The sequence below is a fragment of the Okeania sp. SIO2C9 genome (assembly GCF_010672455.1).
Lineage (GTDB): Bacteria > Cyanobacteriota > Cyanobacteriia > Cyanobacteriales > Microcoleaceae > Okeania.
Window position 1 is genome coordinate 17,431 of the sequence record NZ_JAAHGO010000069.1, and the last position, 13,598, is coordinate 31,028.

The window sequence follows — 13,598 nt, forward strand, 5'->3', positions numbered from 1 at the left end:
ATAATGAATAATTAATAATTACCTCTCCTTGAAAAGAAGAGGATTGACAAATTCATGAAAATTTTTCTTTATTATCCCCTTAAAAGGGGAGACTTTAAACCACAATTTTTCGGTAAGCAAGGTAATAGTGTTGTAGTAGATAATCTAATCCTAAATAGTCAGGCGATCGCGGAAAATTCTAGTTTTGTCTGCTCTGAAGAGGGATGTGGTTATTGGAATAGTTCCCAATATTTATGGTTAACCGATCTAGAGGAGAGTTTCACATTGACGGGTACAACAACTATGATTTGGACTGGAGATGCTAAAGACCTTAAAGATAAGACAGCTCCCCATCGCTCGCAACTAGCATTTCAAGTTAAACTAGGGGATGTGATTATGGGAGAAGTATTGGCAAAAGACATATTTAAGTCTGCACTATTTTGTACCATTGAATCCAAAATTCTAAGGGTCTAAAAGATCGTGGGTATGTCAGACTTTAATCAAACACTATTAGGTAGATTGTATTATCGCATTAACAATCAGAAGCTTACTTAAAGTTAATGATAACCTTTCAAAGAATGCAGAGAAAACACCTTCTTTTGGTGTAGCAGAAGGATTACGTGCTGACCATCCTCATTTCATCGGAGGATTAGGTGTTGACGCTATATGTAGCCGAGCAAAGCTAATTTCTCAAATTATCGCGTATATTTGGTAAAAGTAGTAATTGCCTTTCCACCTTGTCCAAAATTAGGTTTATTAACAGTCACAGAAGACGAATTAAGAGAATGGGTTGAGAACAGAAATGACGATATATTTTTACCTCCTAGTCCTTATTGTCCTACCTGTTGTTGTTAGTAATAGGATAGACCCAAAATTTGGGTTTAAAGTCCTATTTCCACAAGCTAAGAAGAACATCTAACCAAAATATTTTAATAATCTCTCATTAACCAAACACAGTTTTAATGGGAGATTCTTTGCTTTATTGGCTATTAACTAGACTTGCTTATGGCAGTTGGATGAAGAATACAAAAATTTACATTGGGAAGTCAAAGATATGGTGAAATTCTTGCCTTCAGAGTATTTTCGCCTAATAATTAACAATTAATAATTAATAATTACCTCTTCTTATAAAGAAGAGAATTGGCTAAAAGGATTTTTTTTCTTTCTTTCGCCTGAAGCACACTTGTATTGCATTGTCTTATTGTGACATACGCATTAGTAGAGAAGGAATATGTTAACTAGGAGCTTTATAGAACCCATTTGATATCTATTTAAAATAAAGATGGGGTTGATATTTATGTGTAATCTGACTGAAAAATAAAGAGGAAGTAGGAAGTGGAAAATTTCTCGCTAGATCATACTCCCCTTCTTTAAAAGTAACGCTAACTTGCCGTCACAAAAAAAATGTTTTATAGCCTCTATCTTCATCTACAGTTTTTTGATTTAGTCACTAGAAAATATTTATAATTAGGGCTTGCTGATTAAATCTCAAAGCATTGACTGATATTAGCTTTAGTCTTTTTAGGGTCGAAAAAAGTGCCTGGCTTTCGATGACTCAAGCTTATGCTTATGAGCATTTTGGGCACACAAGGGCAGAAAAATCAAGGGACAAAATATCCAACTACCTCCTCTATAATTCCCATTTATCCTGACTCCTGACTCCTGACTCCTCCCCTTACCATACATACTTTTTCAGCAAACCCTAATTAGGGCAAATAAAATTTAAAAAACCTCTGCCCCTTCAAACTTTTTAACCTGCTGAATATTAGCAGACTCTCCACAAGTTCGAGGTGTAGGAAAGATTTTTTCAGGATTAGCTAAACCCTTGGGATTAAAAACACTTCTTACCCATTGCATCGTTTCTAAATCTGTCTCATTAAACATTAAAGGCATATAACATTTCTTATCTGAACCAATGCCATGTTCTCCAGATAAACTACCACCAACTTCCACACAAATCTTGAGAATTTCTCCACCTATTTCTTCCACAGTTTCAAAAGCACCTTCAACACCATCATCATATAAAACTAACGGGTGAAGATTCCCATCTCCCGCATGAAATACATTAGCAATACGATAACCATATTTTTGACTTATTCTTTCAATTTCACTTAAAACATAAGCCATTTTTGTCCGAGGAATTACTCCATCCTGTACATAATAATTTTTACTAATATTACCAGCAGCAGCAAAAGCAGCTTTCCGTCCTTTCCATAATTTCATCCTTTTTTCTGGTTCATGAGCAGTAGTTATTTCTATAGCTCCATTTTTTTCACATATTTCTTTGATGCGTTGTTTATTTTTATCTACTTCTACTTCTAAACCGTCTAATTCTACTAATAAAACAGCAGCAGCATTTCGCGGGTATAAATTGGTTTTGACCACATCTTCCACAGCATTAATACTGAAATTATCCATAATCTCCATTCCCCCAGGAATAATGCCAGAACTGATAATATCTGACACAGTTTGTCCGGTAGATTCAATATTAGGAAATCCGGCTAAAAGTACGCAAACTGATTCGGGAGATTTGAGGATTCTAAGAGTAATTTCCGTGGCTATTCCCAGAGTACCTTCTGAACCTACAAATAAACCTGTTAAGTCATAACCAGGCATCTCTGGAATTTGTCCGCCAATATCAACTATTGAACCTTCAGGAGTAACTATTTTTAACCCTAAAACATGATTGGTTGTTACACCGTATTTGAGACAATGAACCCCCCCAGAATTTTCCGCAATATTCCCACCAATAGAACAAATAATTTGACTGGAAGGGTCAGGAGCGTAATAAAAACCAGCTCCACTAACTGCTTGTGTTACCCAATTATTTATAATTCCTGGTTGTACAATAACTTGTTGATTTTCTAAGTCTATTTTGAGGATTTTTTGCATTAATGAAGTGACAATTAAAACGCAATTTTCTATTGGTAATGCTCCTCCAGAAAGACCAGTTCCCGCACCTCTAGGAAGCCAAGGAATATTTAAGCGATCGCATATTTTTACTGCTTCTGCAACTTGTTCAGTAGTGCGCGGTAATATTACTAATGCGGGACGTTGACGATAGCTAGCTAGACCATCACATTCATATACTAATAATTCTTCTTTGCGTTGAACTACACCTTTTTTGCCTACAACAGCTTCAAATTGTTTGGCTATTTGTTTCCAATTTTGTTTTGTTTTTTGTTTATCTTTAGTCAGCATTTTAGTTTTATTTATAATATTTAAACTTTAATTAGAGGTTACCGAATAATTAAGGTAAAAATCCTTTCCTTTAAAGGAGAAACAAGCGGTCGTTTGCGGAGCATTCCGTTAGGATGGGATGGCGAGGTCTCCTCGCCATATCCAATCGACCAAGAGAGAAAATATTTTCCTTTTATTCCATCGTCTTCCTTTTAGGGAGAGGTAATTATCAATTATCCATTATCAATTATCAATTATTGAAGCAACCTATGAGTTATAAACGCTATATATTTATAACGTTATAGTTTTTGTTAACTATATATAGTGTTTTTGTGTAACTCGTCTTCAATTAGGATATTTTAGCTAGGGTTTACCAATCTAATTGATTATACCATCTGATTCAGGATTTTTTCTAGGGAATGGTTTAGCATATAAATTTATTTTTACTGACCGAAAAATTTTGGTCTCAAACCTCCCTTTTTAATACCATTTATCAAAAAGTTGCTATGTATGATTCCTTGGGAAAGTATAGGAAGCGTGGGAGATGTGGGGAGAAGTCAAAAGTAAGAAAAATCTATACTAACTGACTAATAATTATCAAAAAAAGACTTTGAATCTTGATAAATATTTGACTGCTGAAGTATAGCATTACTTTTGGAAATTGGTATAATACTAAGCGTGAAAAAAGAATGCTTAATTTAAGGAAACTTCAATTATTAAGATAAGCATTCAGCAGTCAGCTATCAGCTATTTGTGATTAACTCATTATCATACTAGAGGGGAATTATCCACCATGGATGGCAAGAAAAAGGGAAAACAATAACTTGTAAAAGTTGTCATAGTAAACAAGTGAATGTTTTAGGATTAATGAATTGAAAAAACGAATTATGTTACGAAATAATTAAGGGGTATATTAATAGTGAAGTTGTGATAAATTTTTTGGATAAATTTAGTCATAACTTGTCCAAAAAAACCGTAGTAATTATGGACCAAGCTTCAATTCATACAAGCGATCGCATACTAAATAAATTAGAAGAATGGAAGTCCAAAAAATTAGAAATATTTTGTTTGCCTACCTATTCACTAAAACATAACATAATAGAAATATTATGGAAATTTATCAAATATGAATGGATTGAAGTAGAGGATAACCGAAAACTGGAATAGCTTACTTCAATATCTCAAAAAAGTGCTTGATAATTTAGGAAAGGAATATTTCATTAATGGATAATGGATAATTGATAATTGATAATTACCTCGGGTTTTAACCGCTACGGAATTGAATATAAGGAGATATTATTTCTTCTCTTGGTCGATTGGATATGGTGCAGGTTTCCTCGCCATCCCATCCTAACGGACTGCTCCGCAAACGACCGCTGTCTTGGTTGATTGGAGGACAGCGAGGGGACCTCGCCATCCCTCAACCGCTTTTTTCCCCTTAAAAGGGGAGGCTTCAAGGCGCGAATTATTTAATAATTAATAATTAATAATTAATAATTAATAATTAATAATTAATTACCGAGTTATTAATTTTGCATAGGCACTTAATGAAATTGGCTATAACCTAGACTCAGTTCTTGCTTGAATATGTTCATGCATCTGATTGCTGTTTGCGGAGTATTCCGTAGGAAATGCTAATAGCTGTTTGCGGAGCATTCTGTAGGAAATGCTTACTTATTAAGTAATTAAGACAGAGTGAATAACTTTTTTGATAATTAGCACGTCAGTTATTGTTCATTATTCTGATACCAATTTCATAATTGCAGTCGGTAGTGATAACTGAAATGACTCTAGTTCTTACTTAATATTAGACATCTCCAATAATCAAAAATAAAATCAATTATTATCTATAAATTGAAATTATTAATTATTGCTCTACTGATCTAATCTAAAACCATTGACAGATAAAAAATTTAGCTTTTTTAGGTAAAAAAAATTGCCTGATTTTCAGTTGAAAACGCCCAAAAAGTTAGCGTAAAAGGCAGGGGGGATAGTAGAAAAATCACTCTGATAATTGTTCCAACTATCTTTTCTATAATTCCTCGTTTCTCCTAATATCATTTCTCCATGAAGTTGCACTTAATATAAAGATGAGAATAGTCAGTGTAATCCCAAATTGATAAATGTTTGCTAAAAATATCTAGGGTATTTCTTAGGAGTCAGGAGTCGTATGGGAATGGCTTTAATACCATTTTTTAGGGCGTAAATTATCTTTTTAGTCAAAGGTAAATCTCCTGTAAAGTCTTTTTATCGCTCTTACTATTCGTAACATTCTTTTTTCAAATTGATATAATAAGGTCTGAGCAGTAATTATTAAGCGCATTGTTACAGAGAAATAATATAACTACTCTCTACTCCCCTACTCCCCCACTCCCCCACTCCCCCACTCCCCCACTTCCCTACTCCCCTACTTCCCCACTCCCCTACTCCTTAATTACTATCTCTTTTTCCCATTCTTCTGGAATGCCGTAAATTTGAGATTTTTTACAACGTTTGAGATAAAGTTTTACAGCTTTGTCTTCTGGGTTGATATGGAAAATATTTAAGAAGATTTCTTTTGCTGCTGAATATTTATGTTGATAATAAAGAAAAACAGCTTCTTCAAATTCAGTTTTGGTTTGAATTTTTAATTGCTTTTGTGCTTCAGCATCCCCATCCAAAATTTCAAATACAGCAACTGCTTCTTTTTTCCCTTTTACTTTAACTCTATCTAAAAAACGATAATTATATTTATCAAATTCTTCTAAATCAAATAAAGTATTTTGACTGATTAAAATATTTGCTCCATAGAACTTAGTTAAATTTTCTAAACGAGAGGCTAAATTAACAGCATCACCGATGGCTGTACCATCAATTCTTTTTCCACCTCCCACAGTTCCTAACATTAAATCGCCAGTATTAATTCCAATTCCAATTCTAATAGGTTGCTGTTGAATTTTTTGGCGTTCTTGATTATATACATTCAGACGTTTTAACATATTAATTCCGGCATTAACTGCATCATCAGTTCTTCTGCCAAAAAGAGCCATAATTGCATCACCAATATACTTATCAATAAACCCTTCATTCTCTAAAATTGCTGATTCCATTCGAGACAAATAATTATTAATAAATTTAAAATTTTCCTCTGGAGTCATACCTTCACTTAAAGTCGTGAAAGAGCGAATATCAGAGAATAAAATTGACATTTTTTTCTTAACATGGTCGCCTAATTTAACATCCACTATACTCTCACGTTTTAAGAAGCGTAAAAAACTATGAGGAACAAAACGACCATAAGCAGCATTTATTTTAGCCAAACGAATATGTGTTTTAATTCTTACTAGCAATTCTGGTTTAGAAAAGGGTTTAGTTAAATAATCATTAGCTCCAGAAAGAAAACCTTCTACCAAATCAGAAATTAATGGTTTTGCAGTTAACATCACAATCGGTAATTCACTTTGTAAAAATTTTTCTCTCAGCTTTTTTGCCACTTCATAACCTGTCATGTGAGGCATCATTACATCCAGTAAAATTAAATCTGGCATCAAACCATTTTCAATTATTTCTAATGCTTCAATACCATTATTAGCTTGAGTAATAGCATAATTTTGTAAAGATAGATTATTTCTGAGAACTTGGAGATTTACTGGTTCATCATCCACAATTAAAATTTTAAAGTCTCCACTTTCGGCTACTAAACCTTCTAAAGCTATATCTTGATTTTTTTGCCCCAATTCTGTAATTAAAGATATTGGTAAAGGGCAAGAAAGTTGCGGAAAATCAACTGTTTGATTTTGAGATATTGGCAAAGTCAATTTAAACTTAGAACCGACTCCTACTACTGATGAAACATACAAATTACCACCATGTAATTCTACTAATTTTTTACTAATAGCTAAACCTAAACCTGTTCCACTATATTCTCTAGCTGTAGAGCCATCTACTTGTTCAAATGATTCAAAAATTCTCTCTAATTTATCCTCTGGAATGCCAATACCTGTATCAGCAATAGTAATTTCTATTAGGGAAAGTTTATTAGTAGATTCAATTTCTTGATTTTCTAAAAGTTTAGCCGATACTTCAACAGTACCTGACTCAGTAAATTTAATTGCATTGCCAATTAAGTTATAAAAAATTTGCTGGAGTCGATTTTCATCAGCATCTACAAACGGCATATCGTGGCTAATAGAATTAATCAGTTGTAAAGACTTTTTGCCAATCATGGGGCGAGAAATAGTCAGCACTATTTCTGTTAGTTCTCTAACTCCCAGCGGTTTTATTTGCAATTCAATATTCCGATGTTTAAGTTTAGAAAAATCTAGAATATCGTTAATCAAATTTGATAACCTTCTACCAGAAGTAGCAATCATAGAAAGATTAGTTTTAACTTGAGATGGCAATCTTCCTGCTGCTCCATCTATCAATGATTCTGCAATGCCAATAATTCCATTTAAAGGAGTACGAAGTTCATGAGACGTATTAGCTAAAAATTCATCCTTTAATTTATCTAAACGTTCTAGTTGTTCATTCTTAGTTTTGAGAATATCAAAAGAATTTCGTAACTGAAAAGCCATAGAATTAAAAGCTTTACCAAGGACACCTACTTCATCCTCACGTTGTAAATTTATTATCTGATTAAATTCTCCTTCTGATAAAGCAGTAGCTGCATCTTTTAATTGTAAAATTGGCTGCACCAACCAACGAGATGTTAAAACTCCAATTGCCGTTGCTAAAAGTAAAGCTAATAGACAAAGTACAATCGTAATCTTGGTCTGTTGATATATTTGTTCTAGAAAATCTGTTTCTGGAATTACTACTACTATTAACCAATCTAAACCATACCTATCCTGAAAAGGTTTAACATTAATAAACTCTCGTTGACCATCAAACTTAAATTCTAGATATTGTTGACTATTAATTGATTGATTGAAGTTAAACTCTTTTGCTAAATATTTTGCTGTAGCTTTCGTCAAATCATTCTGGCTTTCAGTAGCTTTAACTCGCCTGGTTCCATAAGCTTTATTTGTAGTATGAAAAGGCTTTTCTCCCGTAGAAGTTGCCACTAACATTCCCGAACGTTCAATAATAAAAACTTGTCCTGTTTTACCAACCTTTAAGCCACCTAAAAAATCGCCAATTTGTGAGAGATTAATATTAGTTAGTAAAACACCCTGCAATTTTCCCTGAAAATTATAAAAAGGCATAGATGCACCAAGATAAGCAGTTATACCAGCAGTATTAGGATAAATCTCACTCCAAATAGGTTGACCCCTCACCACAGCAGCTTTATACCAAGGTCGAGTGCGCGGGTCGAATTTAATACTACTTAATAACTCAATCCGTTCGCCAAATTTATTTGTAGAATAAGTTTCAAAAATATAGTTACTTTCTACCGTAGAAACTCTCACAGTCAGAGTACCATTATCAAATCTTTCCGCCCCCAAATTAACCTTATTTTCTAACCCTAATCCCGTAAAAGTTAAAACATCAAATATTTGTAGTTGTTGCCAAAAATATTTTTCTAATTGAGAGGTATTTTCTAAATCTAATTGACCATTACGAATAGCAGCAGCATTAATTTGATTAACCTGATGAGGAACATGAAGATAAGCTTGTAAACTTTGTTCAACCCTAGCAACTTGTTCATTCAAAAGTTGAGTAACTACATCATTAACTGCTCTCTGGCCATTTCTCATGGAAATATATCCCACCAAACTTACTACCCCAAAAATTTGCACTACAAATGGCACTATTAGAGTGATACGGATGGGAACTTTTCCGTAAATTTGAGCAACTAATTTAGTCAGAGATTTGAAAGACATGGTAGGGATTAGCTATTTGTTTATTTATCAATTTATTCTCTCCCTTAGGTTAATAACTATTTATATCGAGCGTGATAAATGTTTGCTACATTTTCTTGAGCGGGGGAATAGGGGGGTCAGCAGGGAAGTTGCATGCAACGTCCGAGAGCGAGAAGTAAACATCAGAATAATTAACAATAACTGGCGTGCTAATTATCAAAAAATTTCCATACGTCTGTGTTAATTATTTAATAATTGAAGTGTCAGCTAAGATTAAGCATTCTTTTTTTAAATTGGTACTATATCAGAAATTACACAACGCATGAGTGCTAAATACTAGATATTTTTAAGGTTATATAGCATTCTTAAAGAATTTGTGAAAAAACAAGAAATAGATCGAAATTCAGAAAATATTTTCCTATACTCGATATTCTCAGTTCAGATTTTACTTAATTTGAAGATATTTTATGCACAACTCAAATAAGACTACTATAGTTTTGTTCACTATATATATTATCTTTTCGTTTCTTCTATATATATGTAACAGCATCTATTAATGTATTTGAATTATGAAATAGCTGCCAACTTGGGAATATAAATAACTATTTTTTTCTTTTTCGCCTCTTATTTATAGCAATATAATTTAAGTTGTGAGATATTGAATAATTTTAGGCAATAGGGAATAGGGAACGGGGAATAGGAAACAGAGAAGAAGAAAAAAATGAATATATATAAATAAGATAACTGCTATTGTATACTTTTCCAGAACATCTAAATTCTCACATCTGATTCCTGATTGCTATATTCCTTCTGCTATAACTTATAATTCTAAGTTTTGACAGTATTTTCAGATATAGAAATTCCTATAAGCGTGAGGTATAAAATTCGTTTGTTTTAGGGAGTAGGGAACACCGGAGCTGGGAATAGGGAATAGAAAATAAATCAAGATAGGCGTATCTCATTAGTCTAATAAACCCTATATATTTTCTGATGTATAAAAGATGATTAGGTCGAATAAATTTAAGATATTTTTATTTATGCTTGATTTAATAACTCTAAAAATTCGGCTATAACTTTATCTGCTTGTTTAGTACAGGTGGAGATATCATAATTTTGAATTAATTTAATTTCAGCATCCAAGTTTGTATCTGGGTAAAAAGGTTTGTTGCTAATTTGAATAATTCCTAATTTTTCCCTGTGTAATATGACGAAATTACCTATTTTATTTTCTCTACCTGTGGGAGTTGTCAATCTAATTTTTGTATTTGATAAAAATATAATATTGGCACGGTCTAGTGCTTCAGCAATTTTTACTTCTGCCTGAGAATTAAAATTTAATCCATTCCAGTTAATTGTGTTTTTCAAGTAGGATTTATTTTGTTGGTTATCAGCTTTAGTATTTGTACTTTCCTCCACTAATTTTTTACCATTTGTCAGTACGATTAACTCGTGTAAATCTGTTTGACATAAGTTAGCTTCATTTACACTTAAATTAGTGCCACTGAGATTTACTCCTATTATTTGATTTTGATTTGATATAACCTTATGTCTCTGTAAATATCGTCGAATAACTGAGCGAAGATTATTTTTTTTTACCTTTTCATTAAAAGCTTTAGCTTTCGATAATTTTCTCCATAATTTTGCTGCAACAGACTTAATATATTCACTATCATAGGGAGAATTTTTTGCCATTTCTTCATAAGACTGTTTACCTTCCCAACATTCCTTAAAAATAAACTCTTCAATATCATTGAGACAAGCATTATCATCTAATACCGCTTCTACAATAGCCAGTGCTTCTTCCACATTCATTCTTGTCAACTTAGAAATTAGTTTTGCATTGTACTTTAACATAGCTTTCAATAATGCGCTACTTTTTCTCACTTTTTATCAATATTTATCACTGACAAAGGAGAAATTTAGTTGTTAAGATATGGCTATTTACTGTTTTTACTATCCATTCATAAAAATTATGTCATATATAATTTTCAACTTTCCTATGAAATAGTTATATGAAATTATTGTCAGTTAAACTGTTCAGCTAAATCAATCTTTACTTTTAATTTTTGACTTTCCTGAAAAGATATAGGAGTTGTTATATAAGAATTATTCTTTGTATTCTTTTGATGCCAATTTCTCTATAAAGTTTGATCTGATTTATCCTTCCTACCCTCCTAAAAAACTAGGGATGTTTCATTTTTGGGAAAAACTTTTATTTTGCCTAGTACACGAAGCATGAATTTTTACTACTCGCTGTGTCATTGATTAAATTGCTAAGGTCAAGGGAAATTTTTTTACTCATAACTTTTAATTCTGGAGCAATATATCAATTTTCATTGCTTCTCCCAGAATAATCAGTTAATAGCTGATAGCTGAATGCTCTTATGAGTGTGGCTTATTGAAATAAAATAAATCAAAAAAACCGAGAAAATTTATGTAGTAAAAGAATCTTAAATCAGAAATTTTTAGAGTAAAGCAGTCTTGACTGACAAAGGAAAAATTTAGTTCCACTATTAAAGATAAAGAGTATTAATTATCTATTAATTTGCCAATACTAAACAGGAGGTATTTAATTGATTTCTGACAAATTTACTATGCAGGTAAGTTTTTTCTTTGCTTTTGAAGTACCTACCCAAGACGAAAAAAAATTTTTAGATTCTTGGAAAAAATTAGAAATTAACTTAAAAAAAACTGGTAGTTTGATTGACGCTAAAACTTATCTAGAATTTATCGATCAAAATAATAACAATCAGTTGCCAATCATTAACTGGTCTATTCAAACTTCATGGCGCTCCTGGAAAGACTTTATTTATGCTATATCCACAAAATAATTTCAAAATTTTATTAACAAGTGGGAGATTAAAGACGAATCATCTACCAGTTATCCTGGAATTAACAAAAAAAAATCTCCTCGCAAACAAATAAGAATTTCAAATAATTTATTGATGGTAATATTTTTTTTTATCGCAGTTATTATTGCGGGAATTATTCTTTATTTCAGATAAATAAATTTAAACAAATTTGGAGTTAAATAAAATGAAAGGATTTTTACTTTTTATATTTGCAGCAGGGTCTATTTGGGACTTTGTTACCAGTCTTTTAGGTATAATTGGTATATTTGGAGTAACTGATTGGAAACCAGAACATATTCCTATTTATATCAGTGCTTTTATTGGTAGTGCTTTAATTTTAGGGTTGAGTGGCAATGCAGAAGATATTTGGTCAAAATCTGGAAATGATAAATACAAAATATTAATCCCATTTCATATAGTTGCCATAATTTTTGATGCTTATACTTCTTTTTTAGGAACCTCGCAAAATGTTTTATTAAAAGATAGTCGCACAGCTTTTATAACTATAGGTTTTGGAGAAGTTTGGGAAATGACAACTTTTGAACAAAAAATAGCACTTTTATTCGTGACAGTATTAGTCACAATGAGTCCGATTGCATTCTCAACATTGAGAGATTAAAAATTATGGGAGTGCATCTCAATTTTGAATAAAGCCAAAAAATTATAGCTTTTAGGGAATAGGCAATAGGGAATAGGGAATAGGGAACAGGGAATATATAGGAAAAAAAGTATTTTGGCACATAAGAGATGCACCCAATTATTGATACTAAATTTCCCAGAAATAGTGACAGTAAAACCACCTATAAAACCTACAAAACTATGAATACCAATTTAATAAAATATTGCTACAGTCACAGAGTAGGGAATAGAGAAGATGGAACAGATAAGTATCAGGACTTACGCAAATTTACTTTACAAAACATCTGTAGAGACAAATGGCATTTGCCCTCATTCTAGAATTTTTTTACAGTCTAAATAAATCACAGATTAAGATATAACAACCTTTGCGTAAATTTGGTATCAAAGACTTGCATTCCTTCTCAATCTTGTATTAGCAATTTTCTACAGAATGTTCCACAAACATAAATTTTCCATACTCTTGCCAAAACAGGGAATAGGGAATAGGGAATATATAGGAAAAAAAGTATTTTGACACATAAGAGATGCACCCAATTATTCATACTAAATTTCCCAGAAATAGTGACAGTAAAACCACCTATAAAACCTACAAAACTATGAATACCAATTTAATAAAATATTGCTACACTCACAGAGTAGGGAATAGAGAAGATGAAACAGATAAGTATCAGGACTTACGCAAATTTACCTTAAAAAAACACATCTGTAGAGGCAAATGGCATTTGCCCTCATTCTAGAATTTTTTTACAGTCTAAATAAATCACAGATTAAGATATAACAACCTTTGCGTAAATTTGGTATCAAAGACTTGCATTCCTTCTCAATCTTGTATTAGCAATTTTCTACAGAATGTTCCACAAACATAAATTTTCCATACTCTTGCCAAAACAGGGAATAGGGAATAGGGAATATATAGGAAAAAAAGTATTTTGACACATAAGAGATGCACCCAATTATTCATACTAAATTTCCCAGAAATAGTGACAGTAAAACCACCTATAAAACCTACAAAACTATGAATACCAATTTAATAAAATATTGCTACACTCACAGAGTAGGGAATAGAGAAGATGAAACAGATAAGTATCAGGACTTACGCAAATTTACCTTAAAAAAACACATCTGTAGAGGCAAATGGCATTTGCCCTCATTCTAGAATTTTTTT

The 13,598-nt window shown here is 32.1% G+C and carries 8 protein-coding genes; 4 read left to right on the plus strand and 4 right to left on the minus strand.

Annotation, left to right across the window (positions count from 1 at the left end; genetic code table 11):
* Positions 1 to 54 precede the first annotated feature (54 nt).
* Positions 55 to 453 (plus strand): choice-of-anchor W domain-containing protein, encoded by a 399-nt coding sequence (locus tag F6K23_RS31910; protein ID WP_293163594.1) that lies wholly within the window; start codon positions 55 to 57, stop codon positions 451 to 453.
* Between the two features lie 1,248 nt (positions 454 to 1,701).
* Here F6K23_RS31910 and glcD read toward each other — a convergent pair.
* Positions 1,702 to 3,180: a glycolate oxidase subunit GlcD gene (gene glcD, locus F6K23_RS31915; protein ID WP_293163596.1), complete on the minus strand. Its 1,479-nt coding sequence runs from the start codon at positions 3,178 to 3,180 to the stop codon at positions 1,702 to 1,704.
* Between the two features lie 879 nt (positions 3,181 to 4,059).
* Between glcD and F6K23_RS31920 the strand changes: the two genes are divergently transcribed.
* The gene (locus F6K23_RS31920; RefSeq protein ID WP_375340809.1) at positions 4,060 to 4,326 is read left to right on the plus strand and encodes a transposase; all 267 of its coding nucleotides are present in this window, start codon (positions 4,060 to 4,062) and stop codon (positions 4,324 to 4,326) included.
* Positions 4,327 to 4,423: 97 nt separating this feature from the next.
* On the opposite strand, the gene F6K23_RS31925 is transcribed toward F6K23_RS31920, so the two are convergent.
* The 3 genes from F6K23_RS31925 to F6K23_RS31935 all read right to left on the minus strand — a co-directional run bounded on the left by F6K23_RS31925 (position 4,424) and on the right by F6K23_RS31935 (position 10,796).
* Complete coding sequence (locus F6K23_RS31925; protein WP_293163599.1) at positions 4,424 to 4,576, minus strand: hypothetical protein; 153 nt, start codon at positions 4,574 to 4,576, stop codon at positions 4,424 to 4,426.
* Between the two features lie 1,006 nt (positions 4,577 to 5,582).
* Positions 5,583 to 8,963, minus strand: coding sequence for an ATP-binding protein (locus F6K23_RS31930; protein WP_293163602.1), 3,381 nt, complete (start codon positions 8,961 to 8,963; stop codon positions 5,583 to 5,585).
* 1,014 nt (positions 8,964 to 9,977) lie between these two features.
* Positions 9,978 to 10,796, minus strand: coding sequence for a hypothetical protein (locus F6K23_RS31935; RefSeq protein WP_293163605.1), 819 nt, complete (start codon positions 10,794 to 10,796; stop codon positions 9,978 to 9,980).
* Positions 10,797 to 11,515: 719 nt separating this feature from the next.
* Between F6K23_RS31935 and F6K23_RS31940 the strand changes: the two genes are divergently transcribed.
* Both F6K23_RS31940 and F6K23_RS31945 read left to right on the plus strand, forming a co-directional pair.
* Positions 11,516 to 11,773 carry a hypothetical protein gene (locus F6K23_RS31940; protein ID WP_293163608.1) on the plus strand — a complete coding sequence of 86 codons (258 nt, stop codon included), beginning with the start codon at positions 11,516 to 11,518 and terminating at the stop codon, positions 11,771 to 11,773.
* Positions 11,774 to 11,978: 205 nt separating this feature from the next.
* Complete coding sequence (locus F6K23_RS31945) at positions 11,979 to 12,413, plus strand: hypothetical protein (RefSeq protein WP_293163611.1); 435 nt, start codon at positions 11,979 to 11,981, stop codon at positions 12,411 to 12,413.
* Positions 12,414 to 13,598 lie beyond the last annotated feature (1,185 nt).